Source organism: Pseudomonas sp. GW822-FHT05A08 (genome assembly GCF_058800485.1).
On record NZ_CM179511.1, the window covers coordinates 3,325,781 to 3,344,625 of the forward strand.

An 18,845-nucleotide genomic window follows, 5' to 3' on the forward strand; every position below is an offset into this window, starting at 1 on the left:
GCTGCGTGACCCGCTTTTCTCTTGCCGCTTGCAGCTTGAAGCTTGCCGCTGCTCTCTTGCAGCTTGGAGCTGCCGCCCATGAACCTGTCCGGACCCTTTATCCGCCGGCCGGTGGCCACCATGCTGCTGAGCCTGGCGATCATGCTCTTGGGCGGTGTCAGCTTTGGCCTGCTGCCGGTGTCGCCGCTGCCGCAGATGGACTTCCCGGTGATCGTGGTCCAGGCCAGCCTGCCGGGGGCCAGCCCCGAGGTGATGGCGTCCACCGTGGCCACGCCCCTGGAGCGTTCCTTCGGCGCGATCGCCGGGGTCAACACCATGAGCAGCCGCTCCAGCCAGGGTTCGACCCGGGTCATCCTGCAATTCGACCTGGACCGCGACATCAACGGCGCGGCGCGGGAAGTGCAGGCGGCGATCAACGCTTCGCGCAACCTGCTGCCCAGCGGCATGCGCAGCATGCCCACCTACAAGAAGGTCAACCCGTCTCAGGCGCCGATCATGGTGCTGTCGCTGACCTCCGATGTGCTGGAGAAGGGCCAGCTCTACGACCTGGCCTCGACCATCTTGTCCCAGAGCCTGTCCCAGGTGTCCGGGGTGGGCGAGGTGCAGATCGGCGGCAGTTCGCTGCCGGCGGTGCGCATCGAGCTCGAGCCGCAGTTGCTCAACCAGTACGGCGTGGCCCTCGACGATGTGCGCAAGACCATCGCCGAAGCCAACGTGCGCCGGCCCAAGGGCTCGGTGGAGAACAGCGAGCAGATGTGGCAGGTACAGGCCAACGACCAACTGGAGAAGGCCAAGGATTACGAGCCGCTGATCATCCACTACAAGGACGGCGCGGCCCTGCGCCTGAAAGACGTGGCCAAGGTCAGCGACGGCGTCGAGGACCGCTACAACAGCGGCTTCTTCAACGACGACGCGGCGGTGCTGCTGGTGATCAACCGCCAGGCCGGGGCCAACATCATCGAGACGGTCAACGAGATCAAGGCGCAACTGCCGGCGTTGCAGGCGGTGCTGCCGGCCAGCGTCAAGCTCAACCTGGCGATGGACCGTTCGCCGGTGATCAAGGCCACCCTGCATGAGGCCGAGATGACCCTGCTGATCGCCGTGGCCCTGGTGATACTGGTGGTCTACCTGTTCCTCGGCAATCTGCGCGCCTCGCTGATCCCGACCCTGGCGGTGCCGGTGTCGCTGGTGGGCACCTTCGCGGTGATGTACCTGTACGGTTTTTCCCTGAACAACCTGTCGTTGATGGCGCTGATTCTCGCCACCGGGCTGGTGGTGGACGACGCCATCGTGGTGCTGGAGAACATTTCCCGGCACATCGACGAAGGCATCGCACCGATCAAGGCGGCCTACCTGGGAGCCAAGGAAGTCGGCTTCACCCTGTTGTCGATGAACGTCTCGCTGGTGGCGGTGTTCCTGTCGATCCTGTTCATGGGCGGGATCATTCAAAGCCTGTTCCGCGAGTTTTCCATCACCCTGGCGGCGGCCATAGTCGTGTCCCTGGTGGTGTCCCTGACCCTGACCCCGATGCTCTGCGCCCGCTGGCTCAAGCCCCATGTGCCGGGCCGGGAGAACGGCCTGCAGCGCTGGAGCCAGCACGCCAACGACTGGATGGTGGCCAGATACGCCAGCAGCCTGGACTGGGTACTGCGTCACAAGCGCCTGACTCTGCTCAGCCTGTTCGTGACCATCGGCGTCAACATCGCGCTGTACGTGGTGGTGCCCAAGACCTTCATGCCGCAGCAGGACACCGGCCAGTTGATCGGTTTCGTGCGGGGCGACGATGGCCTGTCGTTCACCGTGATGCAGCCGAAGATGGAGATCTTCCGCCGCGAAGTGCTCAAGGACCCGGCGGTGGAGAGCGTGGCCGGTTTCATCGGTGGCAATAACGGCACCAACAACGCCTTCATGCTGGTGCGCCTCAAGCCGATCAAGGAACGCAACATGTCCGCGCAGAAAGTCATCGAGCGCCTGCGCAAGGAAATGCCCAAGGTGCCCGGCGCCCAGCTGATGCTGATGGCCGACCAGGACCTGCAGTTCGGCGGCGGCCGCGAGCAGACCACCTCGCAGTATTCCTACATCATCCAGAGCGGCGACCTGGGGTCGTTGCGCGAGTGGTACCCGAAAGTGGTCACCGCGCTGCGTGCCTTGCCGGAGCTGACCGCGATCGACGCCCGCGAAGGGCGGGGCGCCCAGCAGGTGACCCTGGTGGTCGACCGCGACCAGGCCAAGCGCCTGGGGATCGACATGAACATGGTCACCGCGGTGCTCAACAACGCCTACAGCCAGCGGCAGATTTCCACCATCTACGACAGCCTCAACCAGTATCAGGTGGTGATGGAGGTCAACCCGAAATACGCCCAGGACCCGGTCACCCTCAACCAGGTGCAGGTGATCACCGCCGATGGCGCGCGGGTGCCGCTGTCGACCATCGCCCACTACGAAAACAGCCTGGAAGACGACCGGGTCAGCCACGAAGGCCAGTTCGCCTCGGAAAGCATTTCCTTCGACATGGCCGAAGGGGTGACAGTGGAGCAGGGCACGGCGGCCATCGAACGGGCGATCGCCAAGGTCGGCATGCCCGAAGACGTGATCGTCAAGATGGCCGGCACCGCCGATGCCTTCGCCGCGACCCAGAAGAGCCAGCCGTTCATGATCCTCGGCGCGTTGCTGGCGGTGTACCTGGTGCTGGGCGTGCTTTATGAAAGCTACATTCACCCGCTGACCATTCTCTCCACGCTGCCGTCGGCCGGGGTCGGCGCCTTGCTGTCGATCTACGTGCTGGGCGGCGAGTTCAGCCTGATCTCACTGCTGGGCTTGTTCCTGCTGATCGGCGTGGTGAAGAAAAACGCCATCCTGATGATCGACCTGGCGTTGCAGCTGGAGCGTCACCAGGGCCTGGGCCCGCTGGAGTCGATCCGCAGCGCCTGCCTGCTGCGCCTGCGGCCGATCCTGATGACCACCCTGGCGGCGATCCTCGGCGCCTTGCCGTTGCTGCTCGGCAGCGCCGAAGGCGCGGAAATGCGCCAGCCCCTGGGCCTGACCATTATCGGCGGCCTGGTCTTCAGCCAGGTCCTGACCCTCTACACCACCCCGGTGGTCTACCTCTATCTCGATCGCCTGCGCCATAAGTTCAACCACTGGCGTGGGGTCCGTACCGATGCCGCTCTGGAAACGCCGCTATGACTGACTGCTCGCCCCGCAACCTTCCTCAGCGCCTGGCCCTGGCCCGCGGTTCGCAGCTGTTGAGCCTGAGCTTGAGCCTGGCGCTGCTCAGCGCCTGCGCCATTGGCCCGGACTATCAGCGCCCGCAAGTCGCCGAGCCCGCGCAATACAAGGAAGCGGCGGGCTGGCGCCAGGCCAGCCCCAGCGATTCCCTGGCCCGCGGCGCCTGGTGGGAGCTGTACGGCGACCGCCAGCTCAACGGCCTGATCGACAAGCTCAACAGCGCCAACCAGAGCGTGGCGCAGTCCGAGGCCCAGTACCGCCAGGCCCAGGCCCTGGCGCGCAGCGCCCGTGGCTCGCTGTTCCCCACGGTGGACCTGAGCGCCGGCAAAACCCGCGCCAGCCAGGGCACCGGCAGCAGCAGTTCGGCCCTGAGCAGCTCCTCCAGCGGCATTCGCGATACTTACAACACCCAGCTTGGGGTGAGCTGGGAGGCGGATGTCTGGGGCAAGCTGCGCCGCGGCCTGGAAGCCAACGAAGCCAGCGCCGAGGCCAGCTTCGCCGACCTCGCGGCGATGCGCCTGAGCCAGCAGTCGGAGCTGGTGCAGAACTACCTGCAACTGCGGGTCATGGACCAGCAGAAGCGCCTGCTCGAAGCCACGGTGGCGGCCTACCAGCGCTCGCTGACCATGACCGAGAACCAGTACCGCGCCGGCGTCTCCGGCAAGGACGCGGTGGCCCAGGCGCAAACCCAGCTGAAAACCACCCAGGCCGACCTGATCGACCTGATCTGGCAGCGCGCCCAGCTGGAAAACGCCATCGCGGTGCTGATCGGCCTGCCGCCGGCCGAGTTCAGCCTGGCCGAGACCCAGGACATCCCGGCCTTGCCCCAGGTGCCGCTGAGCCTGCCGTCGCAGCTGCTGGAGCGGCGACCGGACATCGCCTCGGCCGAGCGTTCGGTGATCGCCGCCAACGCCAATATCGGCGTGGCCAAGGCCGCCTATTACCCGGACCTGACCCTGAGCCTGGCGGGCGGCTACAGCAGCAGTACCTACGCCGACTGGATCAGCCTGCCGAACCGCTTCTGGTCGGTGGGGCCGAAACTGGCCATGACCCTGTTCGACGGCGGCCAGCGTTCGGCGGAAGTCGACCGCACCGAGGCGGCCTACGACCAGACCGTGGCCAAGTACCGCCAGACCGTGCTCGACGGCTTTCGCGAGGTGGAGAACTACCTGGTGCAGCTCAAGGTCCTGGAAGACGAGGCCGCGGTGCGTCAGCAGGCCCTGGATTCGGCGCGCGAGTCGTTGCGCCTGACCGAGAACCAGTACAAGGCCGGGGTGATCGCCTACCTGGACGTGGTGGTGGTGCAGGCCACGGCGTTGAGCAACGAACGCAGCGTGCTGACCCTGCTGCAAAGCCGGCTGGTCACCAGCGTGCAACTGATCGCCGCCCTCGGCGGCGGCTGGGACGGCCAGCTGCAGGCCAGCAAGGAGTAACAGGCTGAATCCGCGATCCGCCCGGGTTTACGGTCGCTGCCTGACCTCTGTAGCCGCTGCCGAGCCCGCGAGGCTGCGAACGGTTCGCGCAGCGACCGCAAACCCTGAATCCGCGCTCCATCTGGTCTCACACCTTGTCCGCTTTGCGAGCGCTACGCGCTCGATCGCAGGCTGCGCCAGCGGCTACATCGATAGCGGCGTGCCGGTGGGGTGACAACGCTTGGCGCCGCTGCTGTAACCGGTTTGTTTTATCAACCGGCTACTTTCGTCCGACTGATGGCTTTTTGCTTACTTTGTGAGTGTGTTTCTATACGCAAGCAGTACAATTGCGCCTTTTTACCGCCGGGCATGGACGCTTCCGGCTAACGCCACGAGACGTTCATGCTCACCGGTACCTACTCTCCCGCCCTGGTTCTGATTTCCCTGTTTGTGGCGATTCTCGCCTCTTACACCGCGCTCGACCTGACCGGTCGCATCGCCACCACGCGTGGTCGGGCGGCGTTGCTGTGGATGGCCGGCGGCGCCCTGGCCATGGGCATCGGGGTGTGGTCGATGCACTTTATCGGCATGCTCGCTTTCAGCCTGCCCATCGACCTGGGCTACGACACTGGCATCACCGCGCTGTCGCTGCTGATTTCCGTGCTGTCCTGCGGTTTCGCCCTGTGGCTGGTGAGCCAGCAGAGCCTGCCGCTCTGGCAGCTGGCCTTCGGCGCGCTGATCATGGGCGCCGGGATCAGCGCCATGCATTACACCGGCATGGCGGCGATGCGCATGCAGCCGGGCATCGACTACGACCCGAGCCTGTTCGGCGCCTCGCTGCTGATAGCCGTCGGCGCCTCGGCCGCGGCGCTGTGGATCGCCTTTCGCCTGCGCCGCAATACCCCTTATGTACGTTTGGCCCGCTGTGGGGCCGCGGTGGTGATGGGCATCGCCATTGTCGGCATGCACTACACCGGCATGGCCGCGGCGCGCTTCGCCGACGGCAGTTTCTGTGGTGCGGCGGTGGACGGCCTGAGCGGCAAGGGCCTGGACAATCTGGTGCTGATCACCACCCTGGCGGTGCTGGTCATTGCCTTGTTGACTTCGGTACTCGACGCGCGCCTGGAAGCGCGCACCGCGGTGCTGGCCGAGTCGCTGACCGTGGCCAACCGCGAGCTGACCCAACTGGCGCTGCACGACACCCTGACCGGCCTGCCGAACCGCACGCTGCTGGCCGACCGTATCGACCAGGCGATGCAGCGGGTGACGGAGCAGGGCGGTTGTTTCGCGCTGATGTTCATTGACCTGGACGGCTTCAAGCCGGTCAACGATGCCTTCGGCCATCACATGGGCGACCAGTTGCTGCGCGAGGTGGCGGTGCGCCTGCGTGAAGACCTGCGCAGCCAGGACACCCTGGCGCGGATCGGCGGCGACGAGTTCGTGCTGCTGGTGCAACTGAACGAGGCGGACGATGCCTTGCGCCTGGCCGCGCGCCAGGTGGGCCTGATCGGCCAGGCGTTCCGGGTCGCCGAACACGAGTTGCAGATCTCCGCCAGCGTTGGCATCGCGGTGTACCCGGGCAACGGCCTGACGCCCCAGGAACTGCTGATGAACGCCGATGCGGCGATGTATCACGCCAAGGGCACCGGCAAGAACGGCTACAGCTTCTTCGACGCCTCGATGAACAGCGACGCGCGCCGGCAACTGCAACTGTTGCAGGACCTGCGCCATGCCGTCGAGCACGGCGAGTTCCGGCTCTATTACCAGCCCAAGTTCGATGCCACCAACGGCTTGCCGGTGGGCGCCGAAGCCTTGTTGCGCTGGGAGCACCCGCAACTGGGGCTGCTGCTGCCGGACACGTTCATTGACCTTGCGGAAAAGACCGGGCTGATCATCCCCATCGGCGAGTGGGTGCTCAACGAGGCCTGCCGGCAGATGCGCGAGTGGTACAGCGAAGGTTATGAAGGCTGGCGGATCGCGGTGAATATCTCCGCGTTGCAGTTCTGCCATGCCGGGCTGGTCGACAGCGTGGCCAAGGCGCTGAGCCTGCATCGCTTGCCGGCCAACAGCCTGACCCTGGAGATTACCGAGACCACGGCCATGAGCGATGCCGATGCCAGCATGACTGTGCTCAAGCAACTGGCGGAGATGGGCGTGGACCTGTCCATCGACGACTTCGGTACCGGTTATTCGAGCCTGATGTACCTCAAACGCCTGCCGGCCAACGAGTTGAAGATCGACCGCGGCTTCGTCCGCGACCTGGAGCACGACAGCGACGACGCGGCGATCGTCTCGGCCATCGTCGCCCTGGGCCGGGCCCTGGGCTTGCGGATCGTCGCCGAGGGCGTGGAAACCGACGTGCAGCAGACCTTCCTGACCCAGTTGGGCTGCGATTCGCTGCAAGGTTATTTCCTCGGCCATCCGCTGCCGGCCGCACGGTTCATGCAGAACATCCATCAGGCCGAACAGCTGGCGCTCTGAACGCGTCGAACGCCTGCCTGCTTCGCAGGTTCGCAGCCTTCGGCAGCGGCTACAGCGTGTCTGTAGGAGCGAGGCTTGCCCGCGATGACGATGGACCAGACGGTAGAAAATCCCAAGACCGTGCTACCGCAATAACATCACGGCCATGCCGGCCGATCGCAGCCTGCGGCAGCGGCTACATCGATCGCGTTTTAGCCGACTCCTGTAGCCGCTGCCGAGCCTGCGAGGCTGCGTCCGGTCTGGGCGGCATTCCGACGCAGCGAGCACAAACCCCAAGCCCGCGATCTGCCTGGATAGACACGCCGACCGGCGATCAGCCAGGGGGCGGATGACGGCCCCGAGAAGGTTTGCAACGCTCGCCGCAGGGTGTTTAATTGCTGGCGTTCAAAGATCAGCGAGGGAGTTGGCAGCATGGACAAAGTCATCCTCATCACCGGTGGCGGCCGCGGTATTGGCGCGGCCACCGCGCTGCTGGCCGCGCAACAGGGCTATCGCATCTGCATCAACTACCAGGCCGACGAACAGGCGGCCTTCCAGGTGCTGGAGCAGGTACGCGGCCTGGGCGCCCAGGCGATTGCCGTGCGGGCCGATGTCAGCATCGAGGACGAAGTGATCGCCCTCTACCAGCGGGTCGATGCCGAGCTGGGGCGGGTCACCGCGCTGGTGAACAACGCCGGGACCGTCGGGCAGAAGTCGCGGCTCGACGAAATGTCCGAATTCCGCATTCTCAAGATCATCAAGACCAACGTGCTCGGGCCGATCCTCTGCGCCAAGCACGCGGTGCTGCGCATGTCGCCAAGGCATGGCGGGCAGGGCGGCAGCATCGTCAATGTGTCCTCGGTCGCCGCCCGCCTGGGCGCGCCCGGCGAGTACATCGACTACGCCGCCTCCAAGGGGGCGCTGGACACCTTCACCATCGGCCTGTCCAAGGAAGTCGCCGGCGAAGGCATCCGCGTCAACGGCGTGCGCCCGGGCTACATCTACACCGACTTCCATGCCCTGAGCGGCGACGCCGACCGCGTCAGCAAGCTGGAATCCGCCATCCCCATGGGCCGCGGCGGCCGCCCGGACGAGGTGGCGGAGGCGATCATCTGGCTGCTGTCGGACAAAGCCTCGTATTCCACCGGGACCTTTATCGACCTGGGCGGCGGCCGCTGAGAGCCTCACGCGTGTAGCCGCTGCCGAGCCCGCGAGGCTGCGATCGACTGCGCAGCAGTCGCAAGGCCGGACAGCGCGTCTATCCAGACAAATCGCAAGTTCAGGATTTGCGGTCGCTATGTCGGAGTGCCGCCCAAACCGTTCGCAGCCTCGCAGGCTACAGGGGAGCGCGATCGGTGTAGCCGCTGCCGCAGGCTGCGATCGGCCCGGAACGGGACGTGCTCTTGAGGCCGTCGAAGGTCCTGCGGACCTTGTCGCAGCTTCGCGGAGCTCGGCCATCTGCGCGGCTACAGGTTCCACGTTTACGTGGAGCGCTGGCCCGGCTTCAGAACGACCGCACGATCCTGCCCAGGGTTTCCATGGCCTGTTCCGCCGCTTCGTTCCACGGGCTGCCGTAGTTGAGGCGGATGCAGTTTCGAAAGCGCTGGGTCGGCGAGAAGATCGGTCCCGGGGCGATGCTGATGCCCTGGGCCAGGGCCATCTGGAACAGCTTCAACGAATCCATCTGCGCTGGCAGTTCCAGCCACAGGAAGTAGCCGCCGGCCGGCTGGCTGACCCGGGTCTGCGCCGGGAAGTAGCGGGCGATGGCGGCGAGCATGGCGCTCTGCTGTTCTTCCAGGGCATAGCGCAGTTTGCGCAGGTGGCGGTCGTAGCCGCCGTGTTGCAGGTAGTCGGCGATGGCCGCCTGGGCCGGCATCGAGGCGCACAGCGAGGTCATCAGTTTCAGCCGTTCGATCTTTTGCGCGTAACGCCCGGCGGCGACCCAGCCGATGCGATAACCCGGGGCCAGGCTCTTGGCGAACGAGCCGCAATGCATCACCAGGCCCTCGGTGTCGAAGGCCTTGGCCGGTTTCGGCGCCTGCTGGCCGTAATACAGCTCGGCGTAGACGTCGTCCTCGATCAGCGGCACCTGATGGCTGCACAGCAACGCCACCAGCTCCTGCTTCTTCGCCTCGGGCATGGTCGCGCCCATGGGGTTCTGGAAGCTGGTCATGCACCAGCAGGCCTTGATCGGATGCCGCTCCAGGGTCTGCGCCAGCACCCCCAGGTCGATGCCGTCCCGCGGGTGCACGGGGATTTCCACGGCCTTGAGTTTCAGGCGCTCCAGCACTTGCAGGCTGGCGTAGAAGGCCGGGGCCTCGATGGCCACCAGATCGCCGGGTTCGGTCACCGCCTGCAAGCACAGGTTCAGGGCTTCCAGGGCGCCGTTGGTGATCAGCAGTTCTTCCATGGGCAGCATCAGCCCGCCAACCATGTAGCGCAGGGCGATCTGCCGGCGCAGCTGCGGGTTGCCCGGCGACATGTCGGTGACCACCACCCGTGGGTCCATCTCGCGGCTGGCGCTGGCCAGGGAACGCGACAGGCGCTGCAGCGGGAACAGGGTCGGGCTGGGAAAGGCCGAGCCGAACGGCACGGTGGTCGGGTCCTTGATCGAGTCCAGCACCGAGAACACCAGTTCGCTGACATCGACTTCGGTGGACTCGTTGACCTGGCTGCTGATCACCGGCTCCGAGAACGGGCTCGGCGCATGGGTGTTGACGAAGTAGCCGGAGCGCGGCCGGGCGCGGATCAGGCCGCGCCGCTCCAGCAGGTAATAGGCCTGGAACACCGTGGACGGGCTGACCCCATAGGTCTGGCTGGCATAACGTACCGAAGGTACGCGCTGGCCGGGGCCGAGCACCCCGGAGCGGATCAGTTCTGCGATGTCGTCGGCGAATTTTTCGTAGCGTTTCATGGGGCGGCTCGGGTTGGAGGCTGCGGTGGCTGAGCGATTTATCGCGAGCAAGCTCGCTCCTACAAGGACCAATGCGCACCTGTAGGAGCGAGCTTGCTCGCGATAGCCGCAAAGCGGCGCCCAGTCTAAGGGATCAACGGTTCAAGGGCGCAACAAACCGGCTCTTGGCCACGCTGTAGATCTCTGGCTGGTCGGCGTCGACCACCTTGAAACTCAGCTCCTGGGAACTGCTCTGCGGCTGCTCGGCGATCATCGCCACCGACACCGGCAGGTCGACGATCTCGCCCGCGGCCAGGCTGACTTCGGTCTTGCCTTGCAGCTGGAAGCCGTCGCCGTCCACCAGTTGCAGGCGGTAATCCTGGCGTTGCTGGGTCTTGTTGATGATCTTCAGGCTGTAGATGTTCTCGATCTGGCCCAGGCTGTTTTCGCGGAACAGGCCACGGTCCTTGCTGACGTCCAGCGACACCATCGGCCGCTCCACCAGCGCCAGGGCCAGGGCGCCGATCATCACCAGCAGCACCGCGCTGTAGCCGATCAGGCGTGGGCGCAGCAGGTGGGTCTTGCCTCCTTGCAACTGGTGCTCCGAGGTGTAGCTGATCAGGCCCCGGGCATAGCCCATCTTGTCCATGATCGAATCGCAGGCGTCGATGCAGGCGGCGCAGCCGATGCATTCCATCTGCAGGCCGTCGCGGATGTCGATGCCGGTCGGGCAGACCTGCACGCACAGCTGGCAGTCGATGCAGTCGCCGAGGCCGATATCGGTGGGTTTCACGCCGCGCTTGCGTGGGCCGCGGATTTCGCCGCGGGCCGGGTCGTAGGAGATGGTCAGGGTGTCCTTGTCGAACATCACGCTCTGGAACCGCGCATACGGGCACATGTGCATGCACACCGCCTCGCGCAGCCAGCCGGCGTTCAGGTAAGTGGCGCCGGTGAAGAACAGCACCCAGAACAGGCTGACCCCGCCGATCTGCAGGGTCAGCAACTCCTCGGCCAGCGGCCGGATCGGTGTGAAGTAACCGACGAAGGTCAGGCCGGTGAGCAGGCTGATGGCCAGCCACAGGCTGTGCTTGGCCGAACGGCGGATCAGCTTGTTCAGGTTCCAGGGCGCGGCCGCGAGCTTGATGCGCTGGTTGCGTTCACCCTCGGTGATCTTCTCGCACCACATGAACAGCCAGGTCCAGGAACTCTGCGGGCAGGTATAGCCACACCAGACGCGGCCGGCGAACACGGTGATGGCGAACAGGCCGAAGGCGCAGATGATCAGCAACGCCGAGAGCAGAATGAAATCCTGCGGCCAGAAGGTGGCGCCGAAGATGTGGAACTTGCTTTCCGCGAGGTCCCAGAGCACCGCCTGGCGGCCGCCCCAGTTCAACCACACGGTGCCGAAGAACAGCAGGAACAGGAAGCCCGCGCCGCTCATGCGCAGGGTGCGGAACAGGCCGGTGAAACTGCGGGTGTGGATCAGGTTGTCGCTGGATTTGGCCTTCGTCTTTGGGCGCGCAGGCTCGAATGTTTCTACTAATCGGACGGGGATTCTTTCGCTCATGGTCGTTCGCTCATCAGCCTCCATCAGGCAGATGAACTATGCCCAGCGATCTGTTTGCATAACAGACTCAGGTATCGCAATAAAAAGCAGATCAGATGCCCGTCGGGCGCTGCCCTGCGACAACTTGCCATACCCGGCCAGGCGCCCGCTATCGGGCGCCGTCGACGTCTGGCACAGGCCTGCGCCGGGCGCTGTGATGCAGATCAGTCAAATCACCGAATCACTGTCGCTGGCGCGCAGATGACGCCGGCCGTCGGTGGCGCCTGCTACGGTCAATGCGTCGGCTTCTGCTTCGGTGATGTAGATACGCCGGCCTTCGAGGTCGACCGCCGACATCGACCTGGCCGCGTCGGTGATCACGGTCACGGCGCTGGCAGGCGGGCGTGAAGGTCTTCGGTGTCGAAATGGCAGATCCGGTTTTCGATGCGCAGGCTCATGGGCGAATCCTGTTGTGCGGTGGGTACGGTTTTCAGGGCCCGGCTGCCGTCCGGGGGGCTGCCCGACCGATCAGTGGTCACCCGCTGACGGATCGCACCTTTTGCCCGGTGTCGCTGTCCTTTGATTAAGGAGGGCTGCCTCGTTGCCCGCCCGCCAATAAGAACCTGAGAACCCGAACGGAAAGGACCTGCGCATGAACGCCTGGTGGCATGAAGTCTGGGTCACCCTGCAAGCGGAGTTCGCCGATATCGGCGATGCCCGGCAACTCACCCAGATCACCGTACGCCTGCTGATCGCCGCGCTGCTGGGCGGCATTCTCGGTTTCGAACGCGAGCACAAGGGCAAGGCCGCCGGGGTGCGCACCCATATGCTGGTGGCGCTGGGGGCGGCGCTGTTCGTGCTGGTGCCGCAGATGTCCGGCGCCCAGGCCGATGCCATGAGCCGGGTGGTGCAGGGGGTGATCGCCGGTATCGGTTTTCTCGGCGCGGGCACCATTCTCAAGGGCAAGCAGGACGAGGAAGGGCACGTCAAGGGCCTGACCACCGCGGCCGGGCTGTGGATGACCGCGGCGATCGGCGTCTCGGCGGGCGTCGGCCGCGAAGCCACGGCGGTGTTCAGCACCCTGCTGGCGCTGGCGGTCTTCAGCGTGATGCCCTGGATAGTGCGCAAGCTGGAAGGCGACGATGAACCGCCCGGATAAACGCCCTGAAGCGTCGCGGGCACACTCGCCGCCAGCAACGAAGGGATGCCCGCTGCCGGTTGGCGACGGCAGCGACGGGCAACCGATTGTCTACGCTTGTCATGGTTTGGGCGTAATGCTGTGACCGCAAGCGATGACCGGTGCCGGATCGCTCGGCGGGTCCTCCCTGGGCGGTGGGGTAGTTTCGGGTGGATCTTCCTCGGGCACCGGTTGCGGCTCGGTTGGCGGCAACGTCGGGTGGTCGATGTTCGGGTCGGGCGTTTCCGCCGGGATCGGGATACTCATCGGCATGGCCTCCTTTGTGCTTGGTTTTGCACAGTCTCCCAAGGTGGACCCTCGGCTCGGTGATTTGATTCCCGGCGCGAAGGGAGGCAAATCCGGGTGAACTTTCCCGGCCCTGGTGTCTCGGAACCTAAGTGCTTCGCTGATCCGCGCGGATCGTCGCCGACCCTGGGGGCCGCTCCCAAGAGAGGGCCCGCGCCGGAATAGACCAGCAACAGAGCGTCCATGGGGCGTAAGGAGTGATGCTCGATGACTGCCGAAAAAAGACCGACCGAACTGCAATACAACCCGAACCTGCCCCTGTCGCAGGCCTTGCTGCTGCCGCGTATCGTCATCGAGAACACCCGGCCGCTGATCGACGGTGGCCAGTTCGCGGTCAAGGCGGTGGCGGGGCAGGTGGTGCGGGTCAGCAGCAAGGTGTTCGCCGACGGCCACGACAAACTGGCCGTGCGCATCCGCTGGTGCGCCGAAGCCGACAGCCACTGGCACAGCGAAACCATGGAAGACCTCGGCAACAATAGCTGGGAAGGCCAGTTCACAGTGCCCAGCCAGGGCCGCTACCTGTATTGCATCGAGGCCTGGATCGATCAGTTCGCCAGCTTCTGCTACGACCTGCAGAAGAAACACCAGGCCGGCATCGCGGTCAGCCTCGAATTGCAGGAGGGCCGCAGCCATGTGCTGCACGCCGCCGAGCGTAGCGAAGGGCCGCTGCGCGAGCAGTTGCTGGCGCTGCACCATCAGCTGGCGATGCTGCTCGAAGCCGAGCAGGTGGCGCTGTTCTTGCACGAACGCAGTGCACGGCTGATGGCCGAGGCCGACCACCGTCCCTACCTGAGCCTGAGCCCGCAATACCCGCTGGACGTGGAGCGCGAACGCGCGCAGTTCGCCAGCTGGTACGAGCTGTTTCCCCGCTCGATCACCGATGATCCGGCCCGTCATGGCACCTTCGACGATGTGCACTCGCGCCTGGCGATGATCCATGACATGGGTTTCGACGTGCTGTACTTCCCACCGATCCATCCCATCGGCCGCAGCTTTCGCAAGGGCCGCAACAACTCGCTGACCGCCGGCCCCGAGGAGCCGGGCAGCCCCTATGCGATCGGCAGCGAAGAGGGTGGCCACGAGGCGATCCATCCGCAGCTCGGCAGCCGCGAGGATTTCCGCCGCCTGGTGGCGGCCGCCGCCGAGCACGGCCTGGAGATCGCCCTGGATTTCGCCATCCAGTGTTCCCAGGACCATCCCTGGCTCAAGCAGCATCCGGGCTGGTTCAACTGGCGTCCGGACGGCAGCATCAAATACGCCGAGAACCCGCCGAAGAAATACCAGGACATCGTCAACGTCGACTTCTATGCCATCGAGGCCATCCCCAGCCTGTGGCTGGAGCTGCGCGACATCGTGGTCGGCTGGGTCGAGGAGGGGGTGAAGATCTTTCGCGTGGACAACCCCCATACCAAGCCGCTGCCGTTCTGGCAGTGGCTGATCGCCGATGTGCGGGCGCGGTTCCCGGAGGTGATCTTTCTCGCCGAGGCTTTCACCACGCCGGCGATGATGGCGCGCCTGGGCAAGGTCGGTTATTCCCAGAGCTACACCTATTTCACCTGGCGCAACACCAAGAGCGAACTGGCGACTTACTTCACCGAACTCAATCAGTCGCCGTGGCGCGAATGCTACCGGCCGAACTTCTTCGTCAATACGCCGGACATCAACCCGTTCTTTCTCCATGACTCGGGGCGCCCGGGGTTTCTCATCCGCGCCGCGCTGGCCACCATGGGCTCGGGCCTGTGGGGCATGTATTCGGGGTTCGAGCTGTGCGAGGCGGCGCCGGTTCCGGGGCGCGAGGAATACCTGGACTCGGAGAAATACGAGATCCGCCCCCGGGACTTCAGCGCCCCCGGCAACATCATTGCCGAGATCGCCCAGCTCAACCGCATCCGGCGACAGAACCCGGCGCTGCAGACGCACCTGGGCTTGCAGGTCTACAACGCCTGGAACGACAACATCCTGTATTTCGGCAAGCGCACCGCCGACCTCGGCAACTTCATCCTGGTGGCGGTCAGCCTCGACCCGTTCAACGCTCAGGAAGCGCATTTCGAATTGCCGCTGTGGGAACTGGGCTTGCCCGACGATGCGCAGACCCAGGGCGAGGACCTGATGAACGGCCATCGCTGGACCTGGTACGGCAAGACCCAGTTCATGCGGATCGAACCCTGGCAGCAACCGTTTGGCATCTGGCGCATCAGCGTTGCCTGATTCACACCGGTAGCCGCTGCCGCAGGCTGCGATCGGCCCGGAACGGGACGCGCTCTTGAGGCCGTCGAAGGTCCTGCGGACCTTATCGCAGCCTCGCAGGCTCGGCAGCGGCTACAGGCGCGATCGGTGTAGCCGCTGCCGCAGGCTGCGATCGGCCCGGAACGGGACGCGCTCTTGGGGCCGTTGAAGGCCCTGCGGGCTTTGCGCAGCCAGCAGGCTAGCGGCTACAGGGCAGTTACACAGCCACGGACCAATGAATTTTTCAGGAGTTACCCATGGCGAAGAAAACCAGGTCAGCCACCTTCATCAAGGACCCGCTCTGGTACAAGGACGCGGTGATCTATCAGGTTCACGTCAAATCCTATTTCGACTCCAACAACGACGGGATCGGCGATTTTCCCGGGTTGATCGCCAAGCTCGACTACATCGCCGACCTTGGGGTGAACACCATCTGGCTGCTGCCGTTCTATCCCTCGCCGCGCCGCGACGACGGTTACGACATCGCCGAATACCGCGGCGTCAGCCCCGACTACGGGACCCTGGCCGACGCCCGGCGGTTTATCGCCGAGGCCCACCAGCGCGGGCTGCGGGTGATCACCGAGCTGGTCATCAACCACACCTCGGACCAGCATCCCTGGTTCCAGCGGGCGCGCAAGGCCAAGGCCGGCTCCAAGGCGCGGGATTTTTATGTGTGGTCCGATGACGATCAGAAGTACGACGGCACGCGGATCATCTTTCTCGACACCGAAAAATCCAACTGGACCTGGGACCCGGTGGCCGGCCAGTACTTCTGGCACCGCTTCTATTCCCACCAGCCGGACCTCAACTTCGACAACCCGCAGGTGATGAAGGCGGTCCTGTCGGTGATGCGCTACTGGCTGGACATGGGCATCGACGGCCTGCGCCTGGACGCCATTCCCTACCTGATCGAACGCGACGGCACCAACAACGAGAACCTGCCCGAGACCCACGACGTGCTCAAGCAGATCCGCGCCGAGATCGACGCCAACTACCCGGATCGCATGCTGCTGGCCGAAGCCAACCAGTGGCCGGAAGACACCCAGCTGTACTTCGGTCAAACAAAGAAGGGCGACGTGAAGGGCGACGACGGCGACGAATGCCACATGGCCTTCCACTTCCCATTGATGCCGCGCATGTACATGGCGCTGGCCCAGGAAGACCGCTTCCCGATCACCGACATCCTGCGCCAGACCCCGGAGATTCCCGCCAACTGCCAATGGGCGATCTTCCTGCGCAACCACGATGAGCTGACCCTGGAGATGGTCACCGACCGCGAGCGCGACTACCTGTGGAACTACTACGCCGCCGACCGCCGCGCGCGGATCAACCTGGGCATTCGCCGGCGCCTGGCGCCGCTGATGGAGCGCGACCGCCGCCGGGTCGAACTGCTCAACAGCCTGCTGCTGTCGATGCCCGGCACGCCGACCCTGTATTACGGCGACGAGATCGGCATGGGCGACAACATCTACCTGGGCGACCGCGATGGCGTGCGCACGCCGATGCAATGGTCGATCGACCGCAACGGCGGTTTCTCCCGGGCCGACCCGGCGAGCCTGGTCTTGCCGCCGATCATGGACCCGCTGTACGGCTACCAGTCGGTGAATGTCGAGACCCAGGCCGGCGACCCCCATTCGCTGCTCAACTGGACCCGGCGCATGCTGGCGATCCGCAAACAGTCCAAGGCCTTCGGCCGCGGCAGCCTGAAGATGCTGTCGCCGAGCAACCGCCGGATCCTGGCCTATACCCGCGAATACACCGGGCCCGACGGCAAGCACGAAATCATCCTCTGCGTGGCCAACGTGTCGCGCAGCGCCCAGGCGGCGGAGCTGGACCTGTCGGCGTTCGCCGGCATGGTGCCGGTGGAGATGCTCGGCGGGAATGCCTTCCCGCCAATCGGCCAGCTGAATTTCCTCCTGACCCTGGCGCCCTACGGTTTCTACTGGTTTGTCCTAGCGGCGGAGAACCAGATGCCGAGCTGGCATGTGGAGCCGGCCCAGAGCCTGCCGGACTTCACCACCCTGGTGCTGAAAAAACGCCTCGAGGAATTGCTCGAAGCGCCATCGCGCACCACCCTGGAGCAGAGTTCGCTGCCGACCTGGCTGCCCAAGCGCCGCTGGTTCGCCGGCAAGGACAGCGCCATCGAGCAGGTGCACATCGCCTATGGCGTGCGCTTTGGCGATCCGCAGCATCCGGTGTTGCTCAGCGAGCTGGAGGTCAGCGGCGGCGGCCAGAGCGGGCGCTACCAGCTGCCGTTCGGCTTGCTCGGCGAAGAGCAGATCGGCGCCGCGCTGCCGCAGCAACTGGCCCTGGCGCGGGTGCGCCGTGGCCGCCAGGTGGGGCTGATCACCGACGCCTTTGCCCTGGAAAGTTTTGTGCACAATGTCCTGCAGGCGATCCAGGCGCACACCGTGCTGCCCTGTGGTGATGGCGAGATCCGCTTCGAGGCCACGGAGCAACTGGCCGGGCTCGGCCTGGGCGCGGAATCCGAAGTGCGCTACCTGTCCGCCGAGCAATCCAACAGCTCGGTGGTGATCGGCACCAGCCTGGTGCTCAAGCTGATCCGCAAGGTGGCCAGCGGCGTGCACCCGGAACTGGAGATGAGCGCCTACCTGACCGCCGCCGGCTTCCAGCACATTTCACCCTTGCTCGGTTCGGTGATCCGCCGCGACGGGCAGGGCGAGGACAGCCTGCTGATGATCGCCCAGGGTTACCTGAGCAATCAGGGCGATGCCTGGGAGTGGACCCAGAACAACCTGGAGCGGGCGATCCGCGATGAACTGGCCGACGCCATGTCCGAGCAGGACCAGCACTACAACGCCCTGGGCGAGTTGCGCGACTTTGCCGGCATGCTCGGCCAGCGCCTGGGGGAAATGCACCAGGTCCTCGCGGCGCCGACCGCCAACCCGGCCTTCCGCGCGCGGCCGAGTACCGACAAGGACGCCCAGGCCTGGGCCAGGCAGATTGGCGCGCAACTGGAACGGGCCTTGCACTTGCTCAAGCAGCATCAGGCTGAGCTGACGGCTGAGGATCGACAGCGCGTGGCGTCGTGGAGCCAACACAAGACGGCGATCCTGGCGCATATCCAGGGCCTGGCGAAACAGGCGGTCGGCGGCCTGCGCATGCGCGTCCACGGCGACCTGCACCTGGGCCAGGTGCTGGTGATCAAGGGCGACGCCTACCTGATCGATTTCGAGGGCGAACCGGCCCGGCCGCTGGACGAGCGCCGGGGCAAGCACAGTCCGTACAAGGACGTCAGTGGGGTGCTGCGCTCCTTCGACTATGCCGCGGCGCTGGCCCTCGGCGGCCAGAGCCTCGACGCGTCGGCCCACGCCCTGGCGGCCCGGCAGCGGGTCACCGAGCGTTATCTGCGCGAAGCTCGCGAGTCGTTTGTCCAGGCGTACCGGCTGGCGGCAGCTAGTCTTGCTCATGCCTGGCAGGAAAAGAATGGCGAGGACGCCGCGCTGGCCTTGTTCAGCCTGGAGAAAGCAGCCTACGAAGTGGCGTATGAAGCGGAAAACCGTCCGGCCTGGCTCGCGGTGCCGCTGCGGGGGCTGCATGTGCTGCTAAGTGATATGAAGGTTGAGTGATGTGAAA

At 65.3% G+C, this 18,845-nt stretch carries 10 protein-coding genes and 1 pseudogene; 7 read left to right on the forward strand and 4 right to left on the reverse strand.

Annotated features, from left to right (window positions below):
* The first annotated feature begins 78 nt into the window (after positions 1-78).
* From AC3RCP_RS15005 to AC3RCP_RS15020, 4 genes are all read left to right on the forward strand, one after another.
* A complete protein-coding gene (locus AC3RCP_RS15005; protein WP_101337835.1) occupies positions 79-3,186 on the forward strand; it encodes an efflux RND transporter permease subunit in 3,108 nt (1,035 codons plus the stop codon).
* Complete coding sequence (locus AC3RCP_RS15010) at positions 3,183-4,661, forward strand: efflux transporter outer membrane subunit (RefSeq protein ID WP_492570239.1); 1,479 nt, start codon at positions 3,183-3,185, stop codon at positions 4,659-4,661. Before AC3RCP_RS15005 ends, AC3RCP_RS15010 begins: the two co-directional genes overlap by 4 nt.
* A 381-nt stretch (positions 4,662-5,042) precedes the next feature.
* Complete coding sequence (locus tag AC3RCP_RS15015; protein WP_492570241.1) at positions 5,043-7,121, forward strand: putative bifunctional diguanylate cyclase/phosphodiesterase; 2,079 nt, start codon at positions 5,043-5,045, stop codon at positions 7,119-7,121.
* A 411-nt stretch (positions 7,122-7,532) separates the two neighbouring features.
* Positions 7,533-8,279, forward strand: a complete 747-nt coding sequence (locus AC3RCP_RS15020; RefSeq protein ID WP_053261011.1) for an SDR family oxidoreductase — start codon at positions 7,533-7,535, stop codon at positions 8,277-8,279.
* Positions 8,280-8,604: 325 nt separating this feature from the next.
* Here AC3RCP_RS15020 and mapR read toward each other — a convergent pair whose 3' ends face one another.
* The 3 genes and pseudogenes from mapR to AC3RCP_RS15035 form a co-directional block, all read right to left on the reverse strand.
* Positions 8,605-10,014: a GntR family transcriptional regulator MpaR gene (gene mapR / locus AC3RCP_RS15025; protein ID WP_492570244.1), complete on the reverse strand. Its 1,410-nt coding sequence runs from the start codon at positions 10,012-10,014 to the stop codon at positions 8,605-8,607.
* Between the two features lie 133 nt (positions 10,015-10,147).
* Positions 10,148-11,560: a cytochrome c oxidase accessory protein CcoG gene (gene ccoG / locus AC3RCP_RS15030; RefSeq protein ID WP_492570246.1), complete on the reverse strand. Its 1,413-nt coding sequence runs from the start codon at positions 11,558-11,560 to the stop codon at positions 10,148-10,150.
* Positions 11,561-11,767: 207 nt separating this feature from the next.
* A pseudogene (locus AC3RCP_RS15035) lies at positions 11,768-11,997 on the reverse strand (DUF3203 family protein).
* A gap of 194 nt (positions 11,998-12,191) precedes the next feature.
* Here AC3RCP_RS15035 and AC3RCP_RS15040 point away from each other — a divergent pair.
* Positions 12,192-12,698, forward strand: coding sequence for an MgtC/SapB family protein (locus AC3RCP_RS15040; RefSeq protein WP_007930978.1), 507 nt, complete (start codon positions 12,192-12,194; stop codon positions 12,696-12,698).
* Between the two features lie 99 nt (positions 12,699-12,797).
* Here the strand turns inward: AC3RCP_RS15040 and AC3RCP_RS15045 are convergent, their stop codons facing one another.
* Positions 12,798-12,983 (reverse strand): hypothetical protein, encoded by a 186-nt coding sequence (locus AC3RCP_RS15045; protein WP_101337839.1) that lies wholly within the window; start codon positions 12,981-12,983, stop codon positions 12,798-12,800.
* 246 nt (positions 12,984-13,229) lie between these two features.
* Here AC3RCP_RS15045 and AC3RCP_RS15050 point away from each other — a divergent pair, with 246 nt between their 5' ends.
* Both AC3RCP_RS15050 and treS read left to right on the forward strand, forming a co-directional pair.
* The gene (locus AC3RCP_RS15050) at positions 13,230-15,230 is read left to right on the forward strand and encodes an alpha-1,4-glucan--maltose-1-phosphate maltosyltransferase (protein ID WP_492570248.1); all 2,001 of its coding nucleotides are present in this window, start codon (positions 13,230-13,232) and stop codon (positions 15,228-15,230) included.
* A 275-nt stretch (positions 15,231-15,505) separates the two neighbouring features.
* Positions 15,506-18,838, forward strand: coding sequence for a maltose alpha-D-glucosyltransferase (gene treS / locus AC3RCP_RS15055; RefSeq protein ID WP_492570250.1), 3,333 nt, complete (start codon positions 15,506-15,508; stop codon positions 18,836-18,838).
* The last annotated feature ends 7 nt before the right edge of the window (positions 18,839-18,845 follow it).